The 25,723-nt window shown below is 65.5% G+C and carries 25 protein-coding genes and 1 tRNA gene; 15 read left to right on the forward strand and 11 right to left on the reverse strand.

Features of this window, described 5'->3' with window-relative positions; all coding sequences use genetic code 11:
• The first annotated feature begins 85 nt into the window (after nucleotides 1-85).
• Genes ACZ1I2_RS16485 through ACZ1I2_RS16495 form a run of 3 tightly spaced genes read left to right on the forward strand, consistent with a single transcriptional unit; the run spans nucleotide 86 to nucleotide 2,143 of the window.
• The gene (locus ACZ1I2_RS16485) at nucleotides 86-625 is read left to right on the forward strand and encodes a shikimate kinase (RefSeq protein ID WP_465176520.1); all 540 of its coding nucleotides are present in this window, start codon (nucleotides 86-88) and stop codon (nucleotides 623-625) included.
• Nucleotides 622-1,731 (forward strand): 3-dehydroquinate synthase, encoded by a 1,110-nt coding sequence (aroB, locus tag ACZ1I2_RS16490; RefSeq protein ID WP_465176519.1) that lies wholly within the window; start codon nucleotides 622-624, stop codon nucleotides 1,729-1,731. The genes ACZ1I2_RS16485 and aroB overlap by 4 nt, the downstream gene beginning before the upstream one ends.
• A 13-nt stretch (nucleotides 1,732-1,744) precedes the next feature.
• Nucleotides 1,745-2,143 carry an EF-hand domain-containing protein gene (locus ACZ1I2_RS16495; RefSeq protein ID WP_465181482.1) on the forward strand — a complete coding sequence of 133 codons (399 nt, stop codon included), beginning with the start codon at nucleotides 1,745-1,747 and terminating at the stop codon, nucleotides 2,141-2,143.
• Nucleotides 2,144-2,338: 195 nt separating this feature from the next.
• Here the strand turns inward: ACZ1I2_RS16495 and ACZ1I2_RS16500 are convergent, their stop codons facing one another.
• From ACZ1I2_RS16500 to ACZ1I2_RS16530, 7 genes are all read right to left on the reverse strand, one after another.
• Complete coding sequence (locus ACZ1I2_RS16500) at nucleotides 2,339-2,674, reverse strand: DUF423 domain-containing protein (protein WP_465173071.1); 336 nt, start codon at nucleotides 2,672-2,674, stop codon at nucleotides 2,339-2,341.
• 10 nt (nucleotides 2,675-2,684) lie between these two features.
• On the reverse strand, nucleotides 2,685-3,062 hold the full coding sequence (locus ACZ1I2_RS16505; RefSeq protein WP_465176517.1) for a diacylglycerol kinase: 378 nt from the start codon (nucleotides 3,060-3,062) through the stop codon (nucleotides 2,685-2,687).
• On the reverse strand, nucleotides 3,059-4,813 hold the full coding sequence (locus ACZ1I2_RS16510; RefSeq protein WP_465176516.1) for a cation:proton antiporter domain-containing protein: 1,755 nt from the start codon (nucleotides 4,811-4,813) through the stop codon (nucleotides 3,059-3,061). Before ACZ1I2_RS16510 ends, ACZ1I2_RS16505 begins: the two co-directional genes overlap by 4 nt.
• Nucleotides 4,810-5,244, reverse strand: a complete 435-nt coding sequence (locus ACZ1I2_RS16515; protein WP_465176515.1) for an iron-sulfur cluster assembly scaffold protein — start codon at nucleotides 5,242-5,244, stop codon at nucleotides 4,810-4,812. The genes ACZ1I2_RS16510 and ACZ1I2_RS16515 overlap by 4 nt, the downstream gene beginning before the upstream one ends.
• Nucleotides 5,241-5,807, reverse strand: a complete 567-nt coding sequence (locus ACZ1I2_RS16520) for a CvpA family protein (protein ID WP_465173067.1) — start codon at nucleotides 5,805-5,807, stop codon at nucleotides 5,241-5,243. Before ACZ1I2_RS16520 ends, ACZ1I2_RS16515 begins: the two co-directional genes overlap by 4 nt.
• Nucleotides 5,808-5,989: 182 nt before the next feature.
• Complete coding sequence (gene radA, locus ACZ1I2_RS16525; RefSeq protein ID WP_465173066.1) at nucleotides 5,990-7,363, reverse strand: DNA repair protein RadA; 1,374 nt, start codon at nucleotides 7,361-7,363, stop codon at nucleotides 5,990-5,992.
• Nucleotides 7,364-7,543: 180 nt separating this feature from the next.
• Nucleotides 7,544-8,251 carry a glutathione S-transferase family protein gene (locus tag ACZ1I2_RS16530; RefSeq protein ID WP_465176514.1) on the reverse strand — a complete coding sequence of 236 codons (708 nt, stop codon included), beginning with the start codon at nucleotides 8,249-8,251 and terminating at the stop codon, nucleotides 7,544-7,546.
• Between the two features lie 129 nt (nucleotides 8,252-8,380).
• Here ACZ1I2_RS16530 and ACZ1I2_RS16535 point away from each other — a divergent pair, with 129 nt between their 5' ends.
• Complete coding sequence (locus ACZ1I2_RS16535) at nucleotides 8,381-9,532, forward strand: glycosyltransferase family 4 protein (RefSeq protein ID WP_465173064.1); 1,152 nt, start codon at nucleotides 8,381-8,383, stop codon at nucleotides 9,530-9,532.
• Nucleotides 9,533-9,544: 12 nt separating this feature from the next.
• On the opposite strand, the gene ACZ1I2_RS16540 is transcribed toward ACZ1I2_RS16535, so the two are convergent.
• Complete coding sequence (locus ACZ1I2_RS16540; protein WP_465173063.1) at nucleotides 9,545-9,856, reverse strand: DUF2218 domain-containing protein; 312 nt, start codon at nucleotides 9,854-9,856, stop codon at nucleotides 9,545-9,547.
• A gap of 89 nt (nucleotides 9,857-9,945) precedes the next feature.
• Nucleotides 9,946-10,521: a PadR family transcriptional regulator gene (locus ACZ1I2_RS16545; protein ID WP_465176513.1), complete on the reverse strand. Its 576-nt coding sequence runs from the start codon at nucleotides 10,519-10,521 to the stop codon at nucleotides 9,946-9,948.
• Between the two features lie 134 nt (nucleotides 10,522-10,655).
• Between ACZ1I2_RS16545 and ACZ1I2_RS16550 the strand changes: the two genes are divergently transcribed.
• The 5 genes from ACZ1I2_RS16550 to ACZ1I2_RS16570 all read left to right on the forward strand — a co-directional run bounded on the left by ACZ1I2_RS16550 (nucleotide 10,656) and on the right by ACZ1I2_RS16570 (nucleotide 13,607).
• On the forward strand, nucleotides 10,656-11,969 hold the full coding sequence (locus tag ACZ1I2_RS16550) for a replication-associated recombination protein A (RefSeq protein ID WP_465173061.1): 1,314 nt from the start codon (nucleotides 10,656-10,658) through the stop codon (nucleotides 11,967-11,969).
• Nucleotides 11,966-12,316: an MmcQ/YjbR family DNA-binding protein gene (locus ACZ1I2_RS16555; protein WP_465173060.1), complete on the forward strand. Its 351-nt coding sequence runs from the start codon at nucleotides 11,966-11,968 to the stop codon at nucleotides 12,314-12,316. Before ACZ1I2_RS16550 ends, ACZ1I2_RS16555 begins: the two co-directional genes overlap by 4 nt.
• The gene (locus ACZ1I2_RS16560; RefSeq protein WP_465173059.1) at nucleotides 12,313-12,663 is read left to right on the forward strand and encodes a hypothetical protein; all 351 of its coding nucleotides are present in this window, start codon (nucleotides 12,313-12,315) and stop codon (nucleotides 12,661-12,663) included. Before ACZ1I2_RS16555 ends, ACZ1I2_RS16560 begins: the two co-directional genes overlap by 4 nt.
• A complete protein-coding gene (locus ACZ1I2_RS16565; protein WP_465177125.1) occupies nucleotides 12,644-13,513 on the forward strand; it encodes a hypothetical protein in 870 nt (289 codons plus the stop codon). The genes ACZ1I2_RS16560 and ACZ1I2_RS16565 overlap by 20 nt, the downstream gene beginning before the upstream one ends.
• Nucleotides 13,514-13,531: 18 nt before the next feature.
• Nucleotides 13,532-13,607 (forward strand) — tRNA-Thr (locus ACZ1I2_RS16570).
• 457 nt (nucleotides 13,608-14,064) lie between these two features.
• Here the strand turns inward: ACZ1I2_RS16570 and ACZ1I2_RS16575 are convergent.
• Nucleotides 14,065-16,932 carry a TonB-dependent receptor gene (locus ACZ1I2_RS16575; protein ID WP_465176512.1) on the reverse strand — a complete coding sequence of 956 codons (2,868 nt, stop codon included), beginning with the start codon at nucleotides 16,930-16,932 and terminating at the stop codon, nucleotides 14,065-14,067.
• Between the two features lie 176 nt (nucleotides 16,933-17,108).
• Here ACZ1I2_RS16575 and agaR point away from each other — a divergent pair, with 176 nt between their 5' ends.
• Nucleotides 17,109-17,885 carry a transcriptional repressor AgaR gene (gene agaR / locus ACZ1I2_RS16580; protein WP_465173057.1) on the forward strand — a complete coding sequence of 259 codons (777 nt, stop codon included), beginning with the start codon at nucleotides 17,109-17,111 and terminating at the stop codon, nucleotides 17,883-17,885.
• Between the two features lie 14 nt (nucleotides 17,886-17,899).
• Here the strand turns inward: agaR and ACZ1I2_RS16585 are convergent, their stop codons facing one another.
• Nucleotides 17,900-19,009, reverse strand: coding sequence for an amidohydrolase family protein (locus ACZ1I2_RS16585; RefSeq protein ID WP_465176511.1), 1,110 nt, complete (start codon nucleotides 19,007-19,009; stop codon nucleotides 17,900-17,902).
• A gap of 144 nt (nucleotides 19,010-19,153) precedes the next feature.
• Between ACZ1I2_RS16585 and ACZ1I2_RS16590 the strand changes: the two genes are divergently transcribed.
• From ACZ1I2_RS16590 to ACZ1I2_RS16610, 5 genes are all read left to right on the forward strand, one after another.
• Nucleotides 19,154-21,247 carry a glycoside hydrolase family 36 protein gene (locus ACZ1I2_RS16590; protein WP_465176510.1) on the forward strand — a complete coding sequence of 698 codons (2,094 nt, stop codon included), beginning with the start codon at nucleotides 19,154-19,156 and terminating at the stop codon, nucleotides 21,245-21,247.
• Nucleotides 21,244-22,164, forward strand: a complete 921-nt coding sequence (locus tag ACZ1I2_RS16595) for an EamA family transporter (protein WP_465176509.1) — start codon at nucleotides 21,244-21,246, stop codon at nucleotides 22,162-22,164. The genes ACZ1I2_RS16590 and ACZ1I2_RS16595 overlap by 4 nt, the downstream gene beginning before the upstream one ends.
• Nucleotides 22,165-22,231: 67 nt before the next feature.
• Nucleotides 22,232-23,515: a D-tagatose-bisphosphate aldolase, class II, non-catalytic subunit gene (locus ACZ1I2_RS16600; protein WP_465176508.1), complete on the forward strand. Its 1,284-nt coding sequence runs from the start codon at nucleotides 22,232-22,234 to the stop codon at nucleotides 23,513-23,515.
• Nucleotides 23,508-24,647 carry an SIS domain-containing protein gene (locus tag ACZ1I2_RS16605; protein WP_465176507.1) on the forward strand — a complete coding sequence of 380 codons (1,140 nt, stop codon included), beginning with the start codon at nucleotides 23,508-23,510 and terminating at the stop codon, nucleotides 24,645-24,647. The genes ACZ1I2_RS16600 and ACZ1I2_RS16605 overlap by 8 nt, the downstream gene beginning before the upstream one ends.
• Nucleotides 24,644-25,609 carry an N-acetylglucosamine kinase gene (locus tag ACZ1I2_RS16610; protein WP_465176506.1) on the forward strand — a complete coding sequence of 322 codons (966 nt, stop codon included), beginning with the start codon at nucleotides 24,644-24,646 and terminating at the stop codon, nucleotides 25,607-25,609. Before ACZ1I2_RS16605 ends, ACZ1I2_RS16610 begins: the two co-directional genes overlap by 4 nt.
• Nucleotides 25,610-25,723 lie beyond the last annotated feature (114 nt).

A 25,723-nucleotide genomic window follows, 5' to 3' on the forward strand; every position in this document is an offset into this window, starting at 1 on the left:
CAGACGCGTTATTACGGACGTGAGAAAATCTACTGCGCGCGGCCTTTTGCCCGAGACGCGGGCTCGCTGTATAGCCCCCGCTTCCATGTTGCAAAGACACACCCCTCTCCCGGACTGGACCGGCCAGCCGATTGTCCTCGTAGGGCTGATGGGTGCCGGCAAGTCCACCGTCGGCCGCCGCCTGGCGACGCGCCTGCGTCTGCCCTTTGTCGACGCCGATTCGGAGATCGAGGCCGCCGCCGGCATGTCGATCACCGAGATCTTCGAGCGATTCGGCGAAGCGCATTTCCGCGACGGCGAACGGCGCGTGATCGCCCGGCTGATCGACGGCACGCCGAAGGTGATCGCGACCGGCGGCGGCGCGTTCATCAACGACGACACCCGCACCCTGATCCTGAACCAGGCGCTGGCGATCTGGCTCGACGCGAATCCGGCCGTGCTGGCCGACCGGGTGGGCCGCCGCGACACGCGGCCGCTGCTGCGCGACCGCGATCCGCGCCAGGTGCTCGACGAACTGGCCAGGATCCGCAATCCGATCTACGCGCTCGCCCATATCCGTGTGCCGAGCCATCACGCGCCGCACGAATCGACCGTGAACTCGATCCTGAAAGCCCTGCGTTTATGACCAGCATCACCGTTTCCCTCGGCGCGCGCAGCTATGAGGTGGTGATCGAGGACGGGGTGCTGGCACGGGCGGGAGAGCGCCTCGCGCCTTTGTCACGCGGGCGGACCATGGCGATCGTCACCGACGAGAATGTCCTGCCGCACCTCGCCACCTTGCAGGCGTCGCTGACAGAGGCGGGCGTGGCGAGCGAGGCGATCGTGCTGGCGCCGGGCGAAGGCTCGAAGAGTTGGGCGACGCTCGAGCAGCTTACAGACCGGCTGCTCGACCTCGGCGTGGAGCGGGGCGACCATGTGATCGCGCTGGGCGGCGGCGTGATCGGCGATCTGGTCGGCTTCGCCACCGCGATCGTCAAGCGTGGCTGCGGGTTCGTGCAGATCCCGACCACCTTGCTGGCGCAGGTCGATTCCTCGGTCGGCGGCAAGACGGCGATCAATGCGCGCGCCGGCAAGAACCTGATCGGGGCCTTCCATCAACCGGCCGTGGTGCTGATCGACCCGCAGGTGCTCGATACGCTGCCGCTGCGCCAGGTCCGCGCGGGATATGCCGAAGTGGTGAAATATGGGCTGATCGACGATTTTGCCTTTTTCGAGTGGTGCGAGGCCAATGCGGCGGCGCTGCTCGCCGGCGACCCGGCGGCGCGCGAACATGCCATTGCCCATTCGGTCGCGGCCAAGGCGCGCATCGTCGCCGCCGACGAGCGCGAGACGACCGGCGTCCGCGCGTTGCTTAATCTCGGCCACACCTTCGGCCATGCGCTGGAAGCCGAGGCCGGTTTTTCGGACCGGTTGCTTCACGGCGAGGCAGTCGCGGCGGGCATGGCACTGGCGTTCGGCTATTCGGCGGCAAGGGGCCTCGCGCCGGGCCAGGACGCGGAACGGGTAGCGGCGCACCTTCGCGCTGTCGGCCTGCCCGACAGCGTCGCGGCGGCCGGCATTAGCGCCCACAGCGACACGCTGGTCGGGCATATGCTCCATGACAAGAAGATGGATGCGGGCACCCTGCCCTTCCTGCTCGCGCGCGGGATCGGCCGGACTTTTCTCGACAAATCGGTGGACCTGAAGGACGTCGCCGCGTTCCTCGATGCGGACGCAGGCCGGGCCGGATGAGCACGAAAGTGCGATGCCGGCCATGATGATGATCCTGGCGCTGGCGCTTGCGGCCCAGGAGGGTTCACCCTCCTGCTCGACCCGGGTGGGATGCGATGCGGCAATGACCGCCGTCATCCGCGCGTCCGACTCCGATCGCGACGGTCGGCTGAGCCGGGCCGAATGGACCGCCATGGGCGAACGTGCGCTGGCGCCGCTGCCGGCCATTCCGGGTGAGATCGCGCGCCTGAGAGGCGATATCGCGGCGGATTTCCGCGCCGAGGATGCGGATAACGACGGCTATCTCACGCATGACGAGATGCTGAAGGTGCGGCTGGCGGCCTTTGCCTGCATCGACGCCGATGGCGACGGAACCCTTTCGAACGAAGAACGGGAGCGCGTTTCGCTATGCGCGCCCGAAGCGCGCCGCTAGCCGGCTCGCGACGGTGCTGCCGAATCGGCGCGGCGATGGATCGCGAAACAAGGGAGATATGGGACACCAGCTTGTCCCATATCCCTTGTCCCACCGATGCGGATGATTCAAAATATCTTATAAATCAAATACTTGAAGAAATACCGGCAACCCAAATTGGGTCGGCTGGCGGGACATGCGAGACGGGCGTGAGCCTCAGACCCTGCGCGTGGCCAGCCAGGCGAGCCATAGCCAGCCGGCGATCAGCAGGGCGCCGCCGATCGGGGTGATCGCGCCCAGCCAGCGCGGCAGGCCGAGCGCCATCAGGTAGAGCGTGCCGGCAAAAATTGCCCCGCCTGCGAGGAAAAGGACTGCCGGCCCCTTTGCGTCGAGACGGAGGATCGCGAGCGCGGCAATGGCGTGAAGCAGCTGATATTGCGCGCCGGTCTTCAGCCAGTCGGCCGCCGCCCCGCTTGCACCATGGGCGCCGAACGCCCCCGCGGCGACGGCGAGCGCCCCGGACAGCGCCGCGAAAAGGACGATCGGGTTCATGGCATTTCCTTCAACTTTCCAGCGCGAGCAAATGCGCCCAGACATAGGCGGCTCCAAGCACGATCGCCCCGAATAGCGCGGCGCAGCTGACCGCCAGCACGGCACCCGCCAGCATGTCCTTGATGATCTTGATCTCCGGATGGACCCCGGGATGGAGCAGGTCGATCAGCGCCTCGACCGCGCTGTTGATCAGTTCGAGCGCGAGCACGAGGGCACAGGCGAGCATGACGAACGCCCACCAGATCGGCGGCGGCTGAAGCAGGAACAGGGCGAGCAGGGCGAGCAGCGCGCACCATGACTGAGTCCGGAAGCTCCGCTCGCGCGCCCAGGCCGCCTTCCAGCCCGCCAGGGCGAAACCGACGCGCGCGGCGAGCGACCGGTTCTTCATCCGGCGTCTTCCGCGCCGCGCAGCGGCTGAGTGATGACCTTCTCGACCGCGGCGCGAAGATCGCCGGCCTCGACCTGGGCCTTCAACCGCTCCTTGTCGCGCGCCCGGTACATGTCCTCGGCGCGGGAAATCTCCTCATCCTCGATGCCGAGGCTGGACAGCGCCATGCGCGCCATCTTGATCGCGGATTCGAGCACTTCGCGCACCACGCCGCGCACCGGCGCACCCTTGAGCTTGATCAGCGAGCGCCGATCATAGGCGCGCACGAAGATCGCCGCCTGGGGGAAAGCCTCATGCACGGCCTCGATCATCTCGGGCGTGATCTGGTCGCCGTCCGTGCAGAACAGGATCAGTTCCGCATCGGCGCCGCCTGCCTGGCGCAGCATGTCCAGCCTGGTGCCGTCGCCATAATAGACCTTGGCGCCGAAGCTGCCGGCGATATCGATCATCTCGATATCGGTATCGATCAGGGTCACGGGCACGCCCTGCGCGATCAGCATCTGGCCGACCGTCTGGCCGAAACGGCCGTAACCGACGATCAACGCATTCGCGCCGTCCGACATCGGGCCTTCGCGGGTGCCGCCGTCGGTCTGCGGCTCGGTGCGGATCCGCTCGGTCGCCTTCATCAGGAACGGCGTGGTCGCCATGGACAGCGTAACGATCGCGCCGAACAGGCTGGCGGCCTCGGGCGCGATCAGCATCGCATTCTGCGCCTGGGCGAACAGCACGAAGCCGAATTCCCCGCCCTGGCTGAGCAGCAGGCCGAGCGCGAGCGCACCGCGCCAGGTCATCTTGAAGATCAGGCCGATGCCCATGATGATCACGAGCTTGGTGACGATCAGCGCCACCGCCATGCCGAGCACGAAGAGGGGCCGCTCCGCAATGGCATGAAGATCGAGCATCATGCCGACCGCGAGGAAGAACAGGCCGAGCAGGATCGAGCGGAACGGCTCGACATCCGCCTCCAGCTCGTGCCGGTACGGGCTGTCCGCGAGCATCACGCCCGCCACGAACGCACCGAGCGCGGTCGACAGATGCAGCGCCTCCATGAGCGCGGCGGCGGCGATGACGGTGAACAGGCCGGCGAACACGAACATCTCGCGCTCACCGAGATTGCCGATGGTCCGGAACAGCGGGCGGAGCGCATAGCGGCCGATCAGCACCAGTCCCACCACCGCGAGCACGGTGTAGAGAAACAGCTGCCAGCCGGGAGGCCCCGCGGCGTCGGCCGGGTTGCGCGACATCACCGCGACGATGGTGATCAGCGGGACGATCGACAGATCCTGGAACAGCAGGATCGAGAAGGCGCGCTCGCCGAAGGGCGTGCGCAGGCGGCCGGCCGATTGCAGCATCGGCAGCACCTGCGCGGTCGAGGACAAAGCGAGCGGCAGACCGAGCGCGAGCGCGGCGGCGGGCGAGAATTGAGTGATGACCCACACCACACCCGACACCGCGATACCGCACAGCACGACCTGCATCAGGCCGAGCCCGAAAATCTCCTTCTTCAGCTGCCATAGCCGCTGCGGATTGAGCTCGAGCCCGACGATGAACAGGAGGAGGGTGATGCCGAGCTCGGCGACGCCGATCTTCGACTCCGCGCCGCCGACCAGGCCGAGCGCCTGCGGCCCGACCACCGCGCCCGCGACGAGATAGCCAAGGGTCGCGCCGAGCCCGAAGCGACGGAAGATCAGCACGAAGACGAGCCCGAAGCCGAGCAGGACGACCGCGTCGAACAGCAGCGATTCGCTCATGCGTGGAGCCTTGCGCGCGCGGCCTCGGCGGCGTCGGCGGCGGCCTCGAACGCGAGGCGGATCGAGGCGTGGCGCGCGCTATGCGGCAGCGCGGGCGTGAACAGCTCGAAACCGGGCCAATCGGGCAAGGGCCCCTCCCCCGCGAGCCAGGCGGCCAGCGCGTCGCGGGCGGTGGCCAGTTCCTCGGGTGTCTTGCCGATCACGCTGGCACCCATCAGCGACGAGGATGCCTGGCCAAGCGCGCAGGCGCGCACCAGCAGGCCGACCTCGCTGACTCGGCCGGATTCGTCGACATTGACGTCCACGGTCACGCGGCTGCCGCACACCGGCGAACGCTTCTCCGCGCTGCCCATCGGATCGGACAGGCGATCATGATACGGGATGGTCGCGGCGAGGCGCAGGATTTCGGCATTATAGAGTGGCGCGTTCATGGCCGCTCCTCGCTGCTATTGGTGGGTGTGGCGGCATTGTCCGCCGGGCCGAACACCGGTTTTCCCTTGCGCCTGCGGTCGACGAAGTCGGCGATGCTCGCGCTGGTCGTGTTGAGCAGCGGGTAGGTTCGGGCGGCGGTCAGCCACTCGGGCCGATGACTCGGGCCGCCGCTCATCGTGTCGGTCACCAGCGCGACGAGCAGGAAGCCGAGGCTGGCAAGGATCAGGCCTTTCACCGCGCCGAAGCCGAAGCCCAGCGCGCGATCGACCGGGCCGAGGATCGAATCGCGCGTGCGCGAGCCCAGCGCATTGGCCACCGCGCGTCCGGCGAAATAGGTGATGCCGGCGATGAGCGCGAAAGACAGCACCGCAGCGCCGGTGACCGTCCCGACCGACCCCGACAGGAGCAGGGTGAGCGGCGCGTGGAACAGCTTGATCGCGAAGACGATCGCGACCCAGGCGAACAGCGACAGGATCTCGGTCACGAAGCCGCGCATCAGGCCGAGGATGGCGGCGCCGCCGACCGCGATCAGTACGAGGATGTCGAGTGCGGTCAGTCCCATCAGCGTCCGTTACCTGCCCATTCCGTTCGTCCTGAGTAGCCGTTGAGCTTGTCGAAATGGCGTATCGAAGGACAATGCCCCAAGCGAGGGCGCTTCGATACGGGTCTTCGACAAGCTCAGCCCCTACTCAGCACGAACGGGGTTTTGGTTGGCCGCCTATGTGGCGACGATTTGCACCGTCGCTAGCCGCGCCCCAGCATATGGTCAACGAACTGACCGAGCGTGCGGAATCCCGACAGCTTGAGCGGGGTCTTCTCGCTGGTGATCGCGGCCGGCACCAGCGCGCGTTCGAAGCCGAGCTTGCCTGATTCCTTGAGCCTGAGCGCGCCGTGCGCCACCGGCCTGATTTCGCCCGACAGCGCGATCTCGCCGAATGCCACCGCATCGGGCGGCACCGGACGCTCGGACAACGCGGAGACGAGCGCCGCCGCCACGGCCAGGTCGGCCGCGGGATCCTGCACCCGGTAGCCCCCGGCGATGTTGAGATAGACTTCGCAGGACGAGAAGCTGAGGCCACAGCGCGCCTCCAGCACTGCGAGCACCATCGCCAGCCGGCCCGAATCCCAGCCGACCACCGCGCGCCGCGGCGTGGCGCCGCTGGCGAGGCGGACAACCAGCGCCTGGATCTCGACCAGCACCGGGCGCGTGCCCTCCAGCGCGGGAAACACCGTCGTGCCGGTCACGCCTTCGTCGCGCTGCGTAAGGAACAGCGCGCTGGGGTTGGAGATTTCGGCCAGCCCCTCCGCCACCATCGCGAACACGCCGATCTCGTCCGTGCCGCCGAAGCGGTTCTTGATCGCGCGGAGGATGCGGTACTGGTGGCTGCGCTCGCCTTCGAAGCTGAGCACCGTATCGACCATATGTTCGAGCACGCGCGGGCCGGCGATGCTGCCGTCCTTGGTGACATGGCCGACCAGCACCACCGCGGTGCCGCGTTCCTTGGCGAAGCGGATCAGTTCCTGCGCCGACGCGCGGACCTGGCTGACGGTGCCGGGGGCGCCCTCGATCAGGTCGGAATGCATGGTCTGGATCGAATCGATCACGAGCAGCGCGGGCGCGGGCCCCTGGCGCATGGTCGTCAGGATATCGCGCGTAGAGGTGGCAGCGGCCAGCTGCACGGGCGCATGGCCCAGGCCGAGACGCCGCGCGCGCAAGCGAACCTGATCGGCGGCCTCTTCGCCGGAGACATAGGCGACCGAAAGACCGGCCAGCGCCATTTTTGCCGCCGCCTGAAGCAGCAGGGTGGACTTGCCGATACCGGGATCGCCGCCGATCAGCGTTGCCGAACCCTCGACGAAACCACCGCCCAACGCCCGATCGAATTCAGCGATGCCGCTCGGCAGGCGTTCGGGCAAGGCGACTTCAGCGTCGAGGCCGACCATCGTCATCGCGCGGCCGCCGGACTGGAGGTTATGCTTGGCCTGGAAGGGCGTAACGGTACCGCCCACCTCCTCGACCAGCGTGTTCCATTCCGCGCAATCGGCGCACTGCCCCGCCCAGCGGTTCGCGACCGATCCGCAGGCCTGGCAGACATAGCGTTTCTGGGGTTTCGCCATGTGCGAGGCCTTAGCGGGAAAAGAACGGGAGGGGAACAAACTTTTCTTTTTTCCGACCGCCGGCGACGCTGGTGGTGGAGGGGCATGCCACGACCGCCAACGCCTGTGGCCTTCCCCTCCACCACTCGCTGAAGAAGCGAGTGGTCCCCCTCCCCATGTTCCATGGGGAGGAAAAGAGGGTCAGGCCGGTTTTGCCGGAATAGTCAGTCCGCGTTGCACCGCGGGGCGGGCGAGGCCGCGCTCAAGCCAGGCCGCGACGTTCTCGAAGTCATCGAAGCCAACCAGATCGCGCGCTTCGTAGAAACCGATCAGGTTGCGGACCCAGCCGAGCATCGAGATGTCGGCGATGGTATAGTCGTCGCCCAGGAACCAGTCCTTGCCCGCCAGCGCGGCATCCATCACGCCGAGCAGGCGCTTCGATTCATCGACGTAGCGGCCGAGCGGGCGCTTGTCCTCCCAGTCCTTGCCGGCGAATTTGTTGAAGAAGCCGAGCTGGCCGAACATCGGCCCGACGCCGCCCATCTGGAACATCACCCATTGCGTCGCCTCCCAGCGGCCGGTGGGATTGTTGGGGATGAACTTGCCCGTCTTGCCCGCGAGATAGAGCAGGATCGCCCCGCTTTCGAACAGGCCGAGCGGCTTGCCGCCCGGCCCGTTGGGATCGATCATCGCCGGAATCTTGCCATTGGGATTGAGCGAGACGAATTCCGGCGATTTCTGATCATTGGTGGCGAAATCGACGAAGTGCGGCTCATAGGCCAGTCCGGTTTCCTCGAGCATGATCGATGCCTTCACGCCATTGGGCGTTGGCAGCGAATAAAGCTGGATGCGGTCGAGATGCTGCGCAGGCCAGCGTTTGGTGATCGGGAAATCGGACAGATCGGTCATGAAGGTCTCCTTTGCGGATGAACGTAGGGGCCTGCGGCCACGATGCACCTCTCGCCATGAACTGAATTTAACGCGAATGCGACCAGAGCAGAGATTGGCGTTTGGCTCCGGGGGGTCTATGCGCCCGCCATGCAAGCGAAAGACCTCCGCGTCGCGCTGTTCAGCGGCAATTACAATTATACGCGCGATGGCGCGAACCAGGCGCTCAATCTCCTCGTCGGCCACCTCCTGAAACAGGGGACGACGGTGCGCGTCTACTCCCCGACCAGCCGCCGCCCAGCCTTTGCCCCGACCGGCGATCTGGTCAGCGTACCCTCGATCAAGCTTCCCGCCGGGCGCGCCGAGTACAAGCTCGCGCGCGGCATGCCGGCGAAGACCCGGGCCGATGTCGACGCCTTCGCACCGAACCTGATCCATGTCTCGGCGCCCGACTTGCTGGGGCATGCCGCCGTGCGTTATGCCGAGCGGAATAATATCGCCTCGGTCGCGTCGTACCATACGCGGTTCGAGACCTATGTCCGTTATTACGGCATCGGTTTCCTCGAACCGATCATCATCAACGCCCAGCGCAAATTCTATTCGCGCGTGGACGAGGTGCTGGCGCCGAGCCAGATGATGGGTGAGATCCTGCGCGACTGGGGCGTGACGGCGCATATCTCGCGCTGGTCACGCGGGGTGAACCACGACCGATTCAATCCCGGTCGCCGCGACATGCAATGGCGACGCGGCCTGGGCATCGCGGACGACGAGATCGCGGTCGGCTTTCTCGGTCGGCTGGTGAAGGAAAAAGGCCTCGACGTATTCGCCCAGGCGATGCACGCGCTTGATGCGCGGGGTGTGCGGCACAAGACTTTGGTGGTGGGCGAAGGCCCGGCGCGCGACTGGTTCGCGCAGGAAATCCCGGATGCGGTGTTCGCCGGATTCCAGTCGGGCGACGATCTGGGCCGGGCGGTCGCTTCGATGGACGTGTTCTTCAATCCCAGCGTGACCGAAACGTTCGGCAACGTCACGCTGGAGGCAATGGCGGCAAAGGTGCCGGTGGTCGCGGCGCGAGCATCGGGCGCGGTCGGGCTGATCGATGACGGCGTGACCGGGCTGATCGTCGATCCAACCGATATCCAGGGTTATGCCGATGCCCTGCAGCGTTTCTGCGAGGATGATGATTTCCGCCATTCAGCCGGGGAAGCCGGACACGCCAAGGCCGCCGGTTATCGTTGGGAGACGATCAACCAGGCGGTGCTGGATACGTATCTGGCGGTGCTGGAGCGGCGGGGGAAATAGCCCCAGCCCGGGTTACTTCCAGTCGAACGTGAGAGGCGCTTCGCGGAAGGCGAAGCGATCGAGGTGCCGGGCGACGGCGCCCTTCAGGCCTTCGAGCTGTTCCGGCGAGGTCGCATCGATCCGGACGTCGAGTGCCTCGGCACGCGCATCGAAGGTGACCAGCCCGTCGCCGGGATGATCGGCACCGCGCGCGTCTTTCGGGAACACGACGGTGCCGTGTTCGGGCGTAAACTCGACGGTCAGGTTGTGCTGCCAGTGCTTGCACAGCTGCTGGAGATATTTGCTGCCGCTTGTGGTGGGCACGCTGGCGGTTGCGCTGTCCATGAGCGCTGTCCTTTCTTCATTCGGTCGTCGGTGCCGGCGGCCGGGCCGATGCCCAGCCGCCGGCGCAGGAGTTGCAAACGCGTCACGCGTTATTTCAGCCGCTCGATATTCTGCGCGGCTTCGTCGATCAGCGCCGCGATATGGTGCAGCGTGTCGCCATCGACCTCGCCGGCACCGAGCTTCTGCTGGAGCACTGCCTTGAGGTTGCCCATGGCACGGCGGACCGGGCCGCCGCTGGTGCGCTCGCGCATCGAGCCGAGGTCCTCGAGCCGGGCGAACAGCGCCTCGACCTCTTCCTCGCGCTCCGTGAGCAGCGCCTGGCCCGCATTGGTGATCGCGAAGAGCTTCTTCGCGCCTTCTGACTTCTGCTCCTCGATCAGGCCCATATCGTCGAGCATGGTCAGGGTCGGGTAGATCACGCCGGGGCTCGGCGCATAGGCGCCGCCGGTCCGCTCCTCGATGTCGCGGATCAGGTCGTAGCCGTGACGCGGCTGCTCCTCGATCAGCTTGAGCAGGACGAGCCGCAGCTCGCTGCCATCGAACATCCGGCGGCTCCGGCCGCCGCGTTCGCCATGGCCGTGCACTTCCCATTGGAAGGAGAAGGGACCGCGCGTGAAGCGTCCGCCCCGGGGACCGCAATCGCGGCCGCGCATATGATGAAACATGAGTCTTCCTTTGTGTGTATCACGATGCGTCTAAGATATATCTTGAGTCGGTTTTGACAAGAGGGAATTTTTCACGGGGTGCAGCGCGCCATGGCGGGGTGGCACCTTCCGGCCGTCCACCCTATGTTCCGGGCATGGCCGACCTTTTTGCCACCTATGATCCCCCTGCCCGCGAAGCGGTTTCCGAGAATGCGCCGCTGGCCGACCGGCTGCGGCCGCAACGGCTGGAGGAGGTCGTCGGGCAGGAGCATCTGACCGGGCCCGAAGGCGCGATCGGGCGGATGGTCGCGGCGGGGCGGCTGTCGTCGATGATCCTGTGGGGACCGCCGGGCACGGGCAAGACGACCATCGCGCGGTTGCTCGCCGATGCGGTGGATTTGCGGTTCGTGGCGATCTCGGCGGTGTTCTCGGGCGTGGCGGACCTCAAAAAGGCGTTCGCCGAGGCGCGCGAGCATGCCCGGATCGGCAAGCGCACCCTGTTGTTCGTGGACGAGATCCACCGCTTCAACCGCGCGCAGCAGGACGGTTTCCTGCCTTATGTCGAGGACGGCACGGTGACGCTGGTCGGCGCGACGACGGAGAATCCGAGCTTCGAACTCAACGCCGCGGTGCTCAGCCGGGCGCAGGTGCTCATCCTCCATCGCCTCGACGCGGCAGCGCTCGGCAAACTGCTCGACCGTGCCGAGGAGACGATGGGGCACCCCCTGCCCCTCACCCCCGAAGCGCGCGACGCGATGATCGCCAGCGCGGACGGCGACGGCCGTTTCCTGCTCAACCAGGCCGAGACGCTGTTTTCGGTGAACCTGCCCGAACTGCTCGACCCGGCCGGTCTCTCGGCGTTCCTGCAACGGCGTGTCGCCGTCTACGACAAGGATCGCGAGGGGCATTACAACCTCATCTCCGCCCTGCACAAATCGATGCGCGGGTCCGACCCGCAGGCCTCGCTTTATTATCTCGCGCGCATGCTGACCGCTGGTGAAGAGCCGCTTTATGTGCTCCGGCGCATCACGCGTTTCGCCAGCGAGGATATCGGGCTGGCCGATCCCAATGCGCTGGTGCAGTGCCTCGCCGCCAAGGATGCCTATGATTTCCTCGGGTCGCCCGAGGGCGAACTCGCGATCGCGCAGGCCTGCCTCTATTGCGCCGTCGCGCCCAAATCCAACGCGGCCTATGCGGCACAAAAGGCCGCCTGGCGCAGCGCGAAGGAAACCGGATCACTGATGCCGCCGCAGAACATCCTCAATGCGCCGACCAAGCTGATGAAGGATATCGGGTACGGCAAGGGCTATGCCTATGACCACGACACGTCGGAAGGGTTCTCCGGGTCCAATTACTGGCCGGCCGAGATGAGCCCCCAGACCTTCTACACCCCGACCGAGCGTGGCGTTGAGAAAAGGATCGCGGAACGCATGGCCTATTGGCAGGAGCTGAAGGAGCGCGGCGAATGAGTTTCGACTGGAACAGCATCACCGCGTTCGCGCTCGGCCTGCCCGACACGGAAATGTCGACCAGTTATGGCAGCCCGGCGGTCAAGATCGTGTCGAACGGCCGTGCCTTTCTCCATCCCAGCCGGGAAGCGGATTCCTTCGTGCTCGCGATCGACCAGGACACCAAGGAAATGCTCATGGAAACCGATCCGGAGACCTTCTGGCAGACGCCGCATTACCAGGGCTGGCCCGGAGTGCTGGTGCGTTATGACAGCGCCGATCCCGAGCGAGTCCAGGCGATGATCGAACGATCCCGCGACTGGAGCGCCGCGCGGCCGCGATCGAAGCCGCGCAAAGCCAAGGCATGAGCTTCAGCTGGGACGAGGCGGTGGCCTTCGCCCTGACCTTGCCGGGCGTGTCGATGGGTGCGGGCGCGCGGGGATCGGCCTCGCCACAGGTGCGCGGGCGACAGATCGTCTCGCAGGGGCGGACACCGGGTGATTTCGTGCTGCGCGCGACGCGCGAGGAAATCGGGGTGCTGATCGGGACCGACCCCGAATGCTTCTGGCAGACGCCGCAATATGAGGGCTGGCCTTGCGTGCTGGTGCGATCGGCGGCGGCCGACCCGGAGCGACTGTGCTTGCTGATCGAGCGCGCCTGGTGGGACCGCGCTTCCGGTGCGCAGCGAGCGAGGCGTGGTGGCGCGCGCCCCTGACCATTTCACCCGTTTCGCCGCGATCGACTGGTCGGGCGCCAAAGGCCAGTCCCATCCCGGCATCGCGCTGGCGCTGTGCGAGGCGGGCGACGCCGCGCCGGTGATCGTCGATCCGCCGGGCAAGGCCTGGTCGCGCACCGAAATCCTCGAATGGCTGCGCGCCCGTGCCGACGAACCGTTGCTGGCCGGCTTCGATTTCAGCTTCTCGCCGCCGATCATCGAACGCGGCGCCTATCTGCCCGGCGAGGAAACGCCGGTCACCTCCCGCGCCTTCTGGGGTTATGTCGACGCCTCCAGCCCCGACATGGACCTGGGCGCCGCCTCGTTCCTGGAGAGCCGGCGGGGACGGCATTTCTATCTCGGCGCGGCGGACGGGGCGAAGGCGGGCTTCATCCATCTGCGCCGCAGCGAGATGCACTACAAGGCCGGGGGCGGACACAAACCCTCGTCGCTCTATGATGCGATCGGGGCGGCGCAGGTGGCGAAGGCGAGCTTCGCCGGCATGCGATTGCTGCACCATCTCGGCACGGCAATTCCCGTCTGGCCGTTCGACCCGGTGCCCGACAAGGGCGCGATGATCGTCGAGATCTACACCTCGATCGCCGCGCGCGCGGCGGGCAAGCGCAAGGGCCTGAGCAAGTTCCGCGATGGCGAGACGCTGGACGTGGCGCTGGCCATGATGGGCTCGAAACCGCATGCGCCGCTCGTCCGCTATACCGATCACGCGACCGACGCGATCCTCACCGCGGCCTGGCTGCGCGCCAATGCAGGACGCGCCGATCTGTGGAATCCGCCTGATCTGACGCCCGATATCGCACGGCGCGAGGGCTGGACGTTCGGTGTGGTTTGACGCATGGAGCGCCCGGACGCCGGTTTAGCTCAGCTGGTAGAGCAGCGGTTTTGTAAACCGAAGGTCGCGGGTTCGATTCCTGCAACCGGCACCACATACGAGTCCTCGTGTTCTCATGGCCGATCGACCACCGGCGCTCTCGAACGGTTGCAGCAATGCGACGAGCGCCAGTTCACGGTCGCCTGTCTCACACCACCATGAGGACGTCGGTCGCCAGTTGGCAGCCTGAAGAGCAATTATATGCGACTAAAGGTGCTTGCATTAAATCAGAGCCACCACCACCCGTTCGTCCTGAGTAGCCATCGAGTAGCCGCGCAGCGGCGTATCGAAGGACAGGTTCCGCGCGACAACCTGTCCTTCGATACGGGCTCTCGATACGCCTTCGGCACCTCGATCCCTACTCAGGACGAACGGATCAGATTTAACGCTCGCCGCTCTAAGGGCCACGAGCCTACCACGCCGCCCCCATAGGCTTCGAAGCCCGTACCGGCGGCGTCTTTTGCTGCCAGCAATGTCGTCGATCGATGACAGCACCGCTCACCCAATATGAGTCACAAACGGCCGCGAATCCCGAAGAAAAAGGAACGACCCGAATATTCGTAGAAATTGGGTACGTTGCTATAGGTGTTGAAGCGCTTGATCGCCGAACCGAGCAGGTTCGAGCCTTGCACGTAAACCGACACATTGTCGGTCAGGTCATAGGACAGGCTGGCCGACATCTCGTGATAGCCGTCTTCCTTGACCGGCAAATAGCCCAGGTTGCCCGACTGGGCGTAGGTGTAACGCGACTGAAAGCTGTACGAGACCTGTGCGCTGATGCCGTTCTTCTCATAGAAGAGCTTGGTGTTGGCCGAGAAAGGAATCGCGCCGGGCAGGCCAGTCGTCACCTCCCCGGATGTCGCGCGCGAATGGTTGTAGGTCAGGTTCGCCTGGACGCCGAAACCATTGTCGAGGAAATATTGACCGCCAACCTCCAGGCCATACACCTTGGCGCTGTCGCCGTTGATCACCTGATACTCGACGAAGTCGAAATTCTGCTGCTGGTTGGCGGGCTGCGCCGTCGGCGTGATCACGACATCGACCGGAACGGTCGAGACGAAACTGGTGATGTGCTTGTAAAACGCCGCCGCGGTAAGCGCGAGGCGGTTGGACGGGTAATATTCGAACGACACGTCGAACTGATCGGCGCTGGTCGGCTTCAGATTGGGATTGCCGGCATCGTAGATGATGAAGGTGCCCGACTGCGCCGAGGTCGCGTCCTTGGCTGGGGACAGTTCACCGAAGCTCGGCCGCGAGATCGCCCTCGATGCGGCAAGCCGGACACGGAAGCCGTCCGCGATGTCATAGGCGAAATTGACCGCCGGAAGGAGGCGCAGATAGTCGCCGCCGCCATTGATCGCATCGACCGGATTGAAATTCACGTCATTGTCCTGCGTGCCGACGCGCTGGATGATGCTGGCGATGCTGGCGCCATAGCCCGTCGACGACACTTTGGTCGACACGAGGCGCAAGCCGATGTCGCCGCGCCAGCGCTGTCCGGCCAGGTTGAACTGCACATAGCCCGCCCAGGTCCGTTCCTTGATCAGATAGGATGCGGGAAGGTCGGGCTCGACCAGCTGAGTCGAATAGCCGGCGGGATAAGGCGACAACGCGCAGCCCGGGATGGGCGTGCCGGTCGCATCGAGGCAGCTGTTGGGGTCGAGGATCGCCGGGTTGTTGTCCGCGCGCGGAAGCGCCGCCAGGTACGTATCGATGTCGAAATAGGGAAAGTTGCGCGGGAAATCGCCCTGCAGCTTGGTCAGGATCGTGCCGTTGCCCGGCCGCACCACTGACGCGCCCAGCTGGCCGAAGGTGAAGGGATAGCCGCAATAATTGCAGGAAGTGGTATATTGGTTGTCGATCGTCTCGACGTTCTTGCGGCGATCGGTCCAGGCACCGCCGAAGGTGATCGACTTGAACGTGTCATTGTCCACGTCATAGGTGACATCCAGCTTCACGCCCTGCGTGCGATCCTCGATATTCTGGCCCTGGATCCCGATATAATGCGCCCGGAAATCGTCATTGGTCGCCTGATCGAGCGTGCGTCCGCCGGGAATCGTGATGGCGAGGTCCGGGATGCCGCCCGCACGTGTCGCGAAAACCGCTGACGCGCCGGGAATGCCGGCCACGACGAACCGGTTCTGCCCGCCCGTATTGTCGCGCGCCTTTCCGTAATAGCCGTCGATCGCGACCTTCAACCGGTCCGCGGCCTGCCAGTCGACATGGCCGCCGATCTGATAGGTCTGGCTGTTGCGCGGCTCGTCAGTGGTCAGCACCTCGCTGACGAGATCATTGATCGCAAAGCCGGTGACGACATTGTGGGCGTCGACCTTGATCGACGCCGGATCCCAGCGCAGCGACCCGTCATCGCCCAGCGGATTGAGATAGTTGGACGAGCGATAATTGTGCTGCGTAACATTATACCGGCTGTAGATACCGTCGATCGTCAGCTCGAATGCGCTGGACGGCTTCCACTGGAACGCCCCCGCCGCGCCGATCCGCTCACGCTCGCCCTGCACGGTGCCGACGCTGTAATAGTCGGGCCAGATATAGGCTGGACCATCGGCGTCGGGATTGATCTTGCCGTCCCGGTTGAAGTCGACGCCATAGGCGGCCTCCGTCCCGTCCGTGATCGAATATTCGCCCAGATTGTCGGTGCGGAACTTGTACCTGTTGTAGCTCGCGCCGGCGATGATGCCCATCGTGTCGTTGGCGAAGGTCGCGCTGACGACGCCAGTGACCTTGTAGCCGCCCTTCTCGACGAAATCATTATACTGGCCTTCCACCGAGCCGGTGGCGTGAACCCCTGGGCGGTCGAGCGGACGCGCGGTGCGCAAGTTGATGTTGCCGCCGATGCTGCCCTCCAGCTCCGACGATCGCACCGCCTTCTGCACTTCGGCGCCCGAAATGATTTCCGATGGCAGCACGTCGAAGGCGAAGGATCGATCGGTGCCGTCGGTCGGGAGAATGCGGCCGTTGAGCGTGGTAATGGCGAAATTCTCGCCAAGCCCGCGGATCGTGACCGAGCGTCCTTCGCCGCGGCCGTCGCGGCCGACGGTCACGCCCGGAATGTTGGCGAGTGCTTCGGCGACGTTGCGGTTGGGAAACTTGCCCAGTTCCTCGGCGGAAATGGCGTCCACGATCGTATCCGCGCTGCGCTTGGCCTGGATCGAGCGCAGCAAGCTGCCGCGGACACCGCGCACGACGATATCGGGGGCGTTGTCCGACGCGTCGGTATCGCCGGCCTGCTGTGCCGGATCCGGTTCGGCCGTTACGGATGTGGCTTCCTGAGCATAGGCCGATGCAGTGGGAACGGTCAGCAAGGCCGCTGCGCTGACCCCGGTAAGCACCACATTCCGCAAAATGCGTCGTTGCGTCATCGCCATTCCCCTTATCAGCTGCACGATCCTTGGAGCCTGAATGGATTCGCGCGATTTATTGCGATTTGGTATCCCCACCGTAGCGAAACTGTCAAATAGAAAAGAAACGAAACTTCCGCTTTGTTGTGCGAGCAATTTTAGGCTGATATGCAGGGCCGGAACGGGAGGAAGCCAATATGTCCGTCACGCGGGACACCAGTGGTAGGAGACAGCAGATCAGTGCCTTGGTGCGGGAGCGCGGCAGCGTGCAGGTCGTGCCACTCGCCGAACGCTTCGGCGTATCGATGCAGACGATCCGAAAGGACCTTCATTACCTGGCGAAGCGCGGCATCGCCGAGCGATCCTATGGCGGCGCGATCGCGACCGATGCCGTCAACGTCGCGGCGGAGCCTCCGGTCGAGGCCAAGCGCGCGATCAACGTCGACGAAAAGGCGCGCATCGGGGCGCTGGCGGCGGCCATGGTGATGCCGGGCGATTCGATCGTGCTCGATTCAGGCACCACCGCGCTGCAGATCGCGCTGCACCTGGCTGACAGCGACGAGGTTACCGTGCTGACCAACGATCTGGATATTCTCTGCGCGCTGGCGAGCAAGGAGCGCATCAACGTCGTGATGCTGGGCGGCACGTTGCGGCGGCGCAACCGCGCCTTTTACGGGGCACAGACCGAGAGCGCGTTCGACGACCTGCATGTCGACAAGCTGTTCCTCGGCGTGGACGGGTTCGATATCGAGCGTGGCATCACCACGCATTTCGAGCCGGAGGCCGTGCTCAACCGAAAGATGGTCAAGGCGGCGGGACAGGTCATCGCGGTCACCGACCGGTCCAAGTTCGGCCGAGTCTGCCTGCACCGAATCATGAACGTGGCCGAGATCGACGATCTCGTTACCGATACCGCCGATGCCGGAATGCAGGCAGCCGCCGACCGCCTGGGCTTCCGCCTTCACATCGCCTGAGCTTAGCCTCCGGTTCAGCTCTTGAGCTTGAAAAAGCGCTGGGCGTTTTTCCAATAGATCTTGTCGATCACCGCACGGGGCAGGTTCAGCCCCCTGGCGTCGGCGCTGATCGCATCGACCCGCTGGCTGAGCGGGGTAGCCAGATAGCGCCAGTCGGCGCGCCACACCTGGTCCGCCTCTCTGGGAAAATCGCTGGTGGCGGGCGGGTTCTGGGCGCGTGCGGCTGGATCGGGCGGGCTGTCCGTCAGGTCGGTGCCATACAGGATGCGGTCCTGATATTTGACGAAGAAGGCGCGCACCTTGCCGATATCGGCATTGGACTGGACCTGCAGGTTGGACATTCGTGCCGCGAGATCCACGACCGTGTTGGGATAGCGATCGAAGAACCGCGCCAGTTCGTCCACGCTCCATTCGAGGCTCGCCATATGCGCGCCGTCAAAGGCCAGCCCGGGATGGCGGGCGACGAACCGGTCGCGCGCCGCCATCAACGCCTCGTAGCGTGGCTCCTCGGGGTGGAGAAACATGTAATATTCGGGATGCTCCCTGAAATAGGAGCGATCATTCTCGGTCGTCATCTGCTCGAGCGGCAGCCAGCAATTCTTCGGCTCGGCCTGGTGCGCGATCAGCGGCACGCCGCGCTTTTCGATGTGCGCCATCACGCCGTCGAAGCGCGGATCGTCCAGGAAGACCCGCTTCCCCTGCGCATCGGTAGCGACCATGCCGATATTTTTCCACACCTTCACCGCCACCGCGCCCCGCGCGAACGCATCGTCGAGCGCACGGTTGGTGCGCTCGGTCCAGCCCGGGGTTCCGAAACCCCGCATGGAAAATGTCGTCGCAAAGTGGAAGCGCCCGGCATCGATCGCCTGCATCTGATGCGCGGCCACTGCCTGCATCGGCAACGGCGGGAAGTCGGGATAATCGACATTGATCGACAGCAACGCCATCCCGTCGCGTCGCGCCACGTCCAGGAACCGCGGATCCGTCACATTGGCATGGACATGGGCGTCGAACTTGGCGACGCGCGCGAAATCCGCCTCGCCATAGCCCGGCGCAGGCGCAGGCGCGGCTGCGCCGGCCAGCAGTGCCGAGGTCAGCGCCATCATGGCCTTCAGTGAGCGCATCTCGACCCTCCAAAACAAATGAAACGAAAGAAAACGATCAATAAAATTGCGAATATGGTTTGCGCCGCCGCTGCGGTTCGTGCAACATCTTTCTCCAAGGCTGCGCGTTTGCGGTATCAGCCGATATCAGGGGAGCCCTTCGCCATGCTGTCCAACCTTGTCGATCGCCGCGGCCTGCTCGGCCGCCTGATGACCGGCGCTGCCCTGGTGTCCGGCCCGGCGCTGACGGGGCGCGCACGGGCCGCCGGACCGGCGGGCGTGACGCTGTCGGACGGCATGCTGACGATCGAGTTCGATGCCGCGATGCGGTCGCGCCTGTCCTATGGCGGCAAGCCGGTGACCCCGATGGCGGCCGGCGAGGCATTGTTCCTCGCCGGTCATCGCCCGCTGGATCGCTTCCTGCTGCTCGACCGTGAAGAGACGTCGATATCCGGCCCGCACGGCCCGGGCCGGCGGCATCGGTTGCGCGCGACCGCCAGCGGCGCGGTGGAGCAGTTGCTCGACATCATTTTCCTCGATCGTTATCCCGGCCTCGCCCTGTACGAGCTGCGCTATCGCAACACCGGAGACCTGCCGCTGGCGGCCGTCGGCTGGCGCGTCGCGACGCATGACCTGCTGGCGGACCCGGCGGGCGCATGGACCTTCGCCGGCGCTTCCTATCCCGATCGCCGCGACTGGGTGCAGAAGGTCGCGCCCGGGTTCGAACAGCGCAACTTCATGGGCATGAACGGTTCCGACTATGGCGGCGGCACCCCGGTCGCGGTGGTGTGGCGGCGCGATGTCGGCCTCGCGGTCGGCCATATCGAACCGGTGCCGCGGCTGATCTCGCTGCCCGTCGCGGCGCAACCGGATGGGACGCGCATCGGGCTCTCGGGCGACGAACCAGCCTTGCTTGCGCCCGGCGCCACGCTGGCCCTGCCGACCGCCTTTCTGATGGCGCATGGCGGTGACCATTTTCGCCCTCTCGACGCCTATCGCCGCATCATGGCCGAGCGCGGCCTCGCCGCCCCCGCCATCCCCGAATCGAGCTATGGTCCGATCTGGTGCGCTTGGGGCTATGAGCGCAATTTCACCCCCGAACAGGTGTACGGCACACTGCCCAAAGCCAGGGAATTGGGCTTCGAATGGGCGGTCCTCGACGACGGCTGGCAGACGTCCGAGGGTGACTGGAAACTGGATCGCCGGAAATTCCCGCGCGGCGACGCGGACATGAAGGCGTTCGCTGACCGTATCAAGGCCGACGGCATGCGTCCGCGCCTGTGGCTGGCCCCGCTCGCGGTCGATCCCGGCACTGACCTTCTGCGCGACCATCCTGACATGCTGATTCTCGACCGCGACGGCGCGGCGCAGAATGTCAGCTGGTGGAGCGCTTTCACCATGTGCCCGGCCTATCCGCCGACGGTCGAGTTCTTCCGCGCGCAGGTACGGCGCATCATCGGCGACTGGGGCTTTGAGGGGCTGAAGCTCGACGGGCAGCACCTGAACGGCGTCGCGCCCTGCTACAACCCAGCGCACAACCATGCGCGACCCGAGGAATCGTTCGAGAAACTGCAGGATTTCTGGAAGGCGGTTTATGACGAGGCGATCGCCATCAACCCGCAAGCGGTGATCGAGATATGTCCGTGCGGCGACAGCTTCGCCTTCCACAACATCCCGGCGATGAACAACACGCCGGCATCCGATCCCACCTCATCATGGCAGGTCCGGCTGAAGGGCAAGACGTTCAAGGCGCTGATGGGACCGTCCGCGCCTTTTTCCGGCGACCATGTCGAACTAAGCGACGGGCGCGACGATTTCGCCTCCACCTACGGGATCGGCGCGATCCCTTCGACTAAATTTACCTGGCCGAAGGACGTGCCCAATCCCACCGATCCCCTGCCGCCCGGCGGCTATCTGCTCACCGCGGAGAAGGAGGCGCTGTGGCGCAAGTGGATCGATCTGTACCGCGCCAACATGCTCTCCAAAGGCCGCTATCTCGGCGATCTCTACGATATCGGTTTCGACAAGCCGGAAGCGCACGCGATCGAACGTGACGGCGTGATGCATTACGCCTTCTATGCCGAGAAATGGGATGGCCCGCTCACGCTGCGTGGCCTCGGCACCGGGCGCTATGTCCTCACGGACGGTTTTACCGGCAGCCCGCTCGGGACCGCCACCGCGGCACGCAACAGCCTCCAGGCGAGTTTCCGGCACTTCCTGCTCGTTCGAGCCAGCCCGGCGCGGGAAGACAAGGCATGAGCGGGGCGGTTGTGCCCTCGGGTCGCGCCTGGCTGATCAACGCGTTGGTCACCGTCATCCTCTGGGGAATATGGGGCGCTTTTTCCGGTCTTTCCGCTCAGCACGGCTTTCCCGAGACCCTGGTCTATTGCGTCTGGGCACTGACGATGATTCCGCCCGCGCTGGTGGTGCTGGGGCTGGCCGGCTGGCGGCTCGACGCCTCGCCACGCGCGATCGGCTATGGTCTGGCGATCGGGCTGCTCGGCGCCGGCGGCCAGATGGTGTTGTTCTACGCCGTCGCGCGCGGGCCGGCCTATCTCATCTTTCCGATCATTTCACTGTCGCCGATCGTGACGATCGCCTTGTCGTTCGTGCTGATGCGCGAACGCACCGGGCGGCTGGGCGCGTTCGGCATCCTGCTCGCGCTGCTCGCGCTGCCGACCTTCGATTTCGCGCCGGGCAGCGGAGGCGGCGCATCGGCCGCCTGGCTCATACCGGCGATGATCGTGATGCTGTGCTGGGGCGTGCAGGCCTATTTCATGAAGGCAGCCAATCACGTCATGTCGGGCGAAAGCATCTTCGTCTACATGACGCTCTCCGGGCTGGTGCTGATCCCGGTGGCCTGGGCGATGACGGACTGGGGCCAGCCGATCAATTGGGGGGTGGATGGTCCGTGGCTCGCCGCGCTGATCCAGGTGCTCAACGCGATCGGCGCGCTGACGCTCGTCTTCGCGTTTCGCTACGGCAAGGCAATCATCGTCGCCCCGCTCGCCAATGCCGGCGCGCCGCTGGCCACTGCCTTGCTGTCGCTGGTGATTCTCGGCGTGGTGCCTGGCCCCCTCAAGACGATCGGCATTCTGCTCGCGCTCGTCGCCTCGCTGCTGCTGGCGATCGAGCCCGACGCGAAGGATCCGGACGCCATTGTCGAAACAAATTAGTTTCGTTATATTTCGTTTCGTTGCTTTTATCCGGACGCCGCGATAAAGGCCTTCCGAAGGAGCCGATGTGCAGGCGATTCTAGAGATGGTGCTTCGGCACAAGGCCGGCGAGCGGATCGGCGTGACCTCGGTCTGTTCGGCGCACCCATTGGTGATCGAGGCAACGTTGCGCCACGCGCTCGTCACCGGCCAGCCGATCGCATTGATCGAAGCCACCTCGAACCAGGTCAACCAGGACGGCGGCTATACCGGCATGGTCCCGGCCGACTACCGGGATTTCGTCCGGGCAATCGCGACCGCGGTCGGATTCCCGCTGGATCGCCTCGTGCTCGGCGGCGACCATCTCGGCCCCAACGCATGGGTAGCCGCGCCGGCCGCCGAGGCACTGGACAAGGCAGAAGTGATGGTTGCGGATTATGTCCGCGCGGGATTCCGCAAGATCCATCTCGACTGCTCGATGAGTTGCGCCGACGATCCCGTGCCGCTGCCCGAAAGAACCATTGCCGAGCGCGCGGCACGGCTGTGCCGCGCTGCCGAGGACGCGTTCGACGGCGATCCGGCCGACGCACCGGTCTATGTTATCGGCACCGAAGTACCGGTTCCGGGCGGCGCCGCGGAGGACCTCGGCGACCTGGCCGTCACCGCCCCTGAAGCGGCGATCGCGACGATCGGCATGCATCAGGACCTGTTTCGCGCATCCGGCCTGGAGAGCGCCTGGGACCGCGTCATTGCCACAGTCGTGCAGCCCGGTGTCGAGTTCGACCACGATAAGGTGGTCGATTACCGGCCCGAACGCGCCACCGCGCTGAGCCGTTCGATCGAGCAGTTCGATCATATCGTGTTCGAGGCGCATTCCACCGATTATCAGACCCCGGACGCGCTCACCGCCCTGGTACGCGATCATTATGCGATCCTGAAGGTTGGTCCCGGGGTTACTTTCGCGTTGCGCGAGGCGCTCTGGGCGCTCGACGCGATCGAGGCGGAGACGGTTCCCGCCGGCGACCGCGCTGCGTTGCGCGCCGTTGCCGTGTCCCGCATGCACGCAGAGCCGAAGCATTGGCGGAAATATTACCATGTCACCGGCGCGGCGCTGGATCTCCAGCTGCAATACAGCCTGTCCGACCGGATCCGCTATTACTGGCCCGATCCGGAGATCGCCGCGGCGCAGGAGGCGCTGTTCGCCAATCTGCGCCAGACACCGCCTCCCCTGGCGCTGGTCAGCCAGTATCTGCCGCTCGCCTACGCCGCGGTACGCGCCGGCCAGACGACACTCGACCCGGCGGCGCTCACCATGGCGCATATCGCCGCCACGCTCGACGCCTATCATGGAGCTTGCTTTCCCAATGCCTGATACCCTGCTCGCCCCCGAGACCGACGGCCTCGGCAGGTCCTGGACTCGTCGCGAAATCGACCAGCAGCCCGACACGCTCCGCGCCACCCAGGCGCTGCTGCGCGACCGGAAGCGCGAGATCGAAGCGTTCGTCACCCCTTTGCTTGCCCGGCCCGATCTCCGTATCGTGCTGACCGGCGCGGGAACCTCGGCGTTCATTGGAGAGTGCCTCGCGCCCTGGTTGTCGGGCGTGCTCGGTCGCCCGGTCGAGGCGATCGCCACCACCGACATCGTTAGCGCGCCATCGCTGTACTTGCGCCCAGAAGCGCCGACGCTGCTGGTGTCGTTCGGCCGCTCGGGCAGCAGCCCGGAGAGCGTCGCCGCGGTCGACCTGGTCGAGGCGATAGTGGCCGAAGCCTATCACCTCATCGTGACCTGCAATGTCGAAGGCGATCTGGCCAGGCGCGCCGAGGACAACACCTGCGTCGTGGTACTGCCGGAGGCGACGCACGATCGCGGTTTCGCCATGACCTCGAGCTTCAGCGCGATGATGCTGGCGGCGTTGTCCATCCTTGGCGGGATCGAGGCGGTCGAGGCGCGCGGACCCGCGATCGCGGCGGCAGTGGACGACGTGCTCACGCGGTGCGAGCCGCTTGTCGCCGACCTTGCAACGCGTGGGTTCAAGCGCGTCGTCTATCTCGGCAGCGGCGTATTCAAGGGCCTCGCCCGCGAGGCCGCGCTCAAATTGATGGAACTGAGTGACGGCGCGGTCGTCACCGCGTTCGACACCGCGCTCGGCTTCCGCCACGGGCCCAAGACGATCGTCGATGCCGACACGCTTGCCGTCGTGTTCGTCTCGAACGATCCGCTCACGCGCCGCTACGATCTCGACATCGTCGAGGAACTGCGCAGCGACGGCCATTGCGGCGCGCTTGCGGTGATCTCCGCTCAGCCCGGCGACGGCGCGGACATCACGGTCGCCGGCATGGCCGATGCAGTCGATGCCGATCTGCTGTTTCCGTTCATCGTGCCGGCGCAAATGTTCGGCCTGCACGTCTCGCTCGCGCAGGGCCTCGCCCCCGACCGCCCCAATGCCAGCGGCACCGTCAACCGCGTCGTGCAGGGCGTGCGGATCTACGCCGCGCAAGCATGACCGGCGCCACATATTTTCTGGGCGTCGACGGGGGCGGCACGAAGACCGAGTTCGTCTGCATTGACGCCGCGGGCGCGACGATCGCGCGCGCGGTGACCGGCACGACCTATCATCTCGAAGTCGGGATGGACGAGGTGCTGGCACGGCTCGAGCAAGGCATCGCCGCGATTTGCGGTCAGCTCGAGATTCTGCCCGACGCGCTGAGCTTCGTCTTTTTTGGCCTGCCCGCCTATGGCGAAGACAAGCTCGTCGACCCACAGCTTCATGCGGCCTGTGGCCGCCTGCTCGGCCATGAGCGCTATGCCTGCGGGAACGACATGGTGTGCGGCTGGGCGGGCTCGCTCGGCTGCCAGGATGGGATCAACATCGTCGCGGGCACGGGCTCGATTGCCTATGGGGAACGGCAGGGCAAAGCGGCGCGCGCGGGCGGCTGGGGCGAAATAGTCGGCGACGAAGGTTCGGCCTATTGGATCGCGATTCAAGGCCTCGCGCTATTTTCGCGCATGAGTGACGGCCGCGCGGCAAAGGACCTGTTATACGGCCGGATCGTCGAGGCACTGTCGCTCGACGACGATCTTGACCTTTGTCAGCGTATCATGGGGCCAGCGGCGATGAGCCGGGGCGAGGTGGCCGGTCTGGCGGGTTTGGTGTCGGGCGCCGCAGCCGATGGCGATGCCGGCGCCAACGCGATCCTGCTGTCAGCAGCCCGGGAACTCGCGGCACTGGCGATCGCCTTGCGCAACGTGCTGGGTTTTCCGCCCGATGTCAGGGTGCCGCTGTCCTGGTCGGGCGGCGTCTTGTCGCGAGAGCCCCTGGTTCGGAACGCGTTCATACAGATCGTCAGCGAAACCGGCCGCTTCGCGCTGGCTGACCCACTTCACGCACCGGGCTATGGCGCCGCCCTGTATGCCGAACGGCTAGCGCATAGCCGAGGCGTGGGAAGACTCCGGAACCGCCCGTAGCGGTCGTGAAGTAGCGGGGTGTAGACAGGACGGCGTCTGGTCGATGGAACATTTGTTTCCAGATTTGTGACCTAGTTCCTCTTTGACGTCGCTTGGACAAGATTAGATAGTTGC

This window comes from Sphingomonas sp. BL-S-29 (assembly GCF_055521495.1).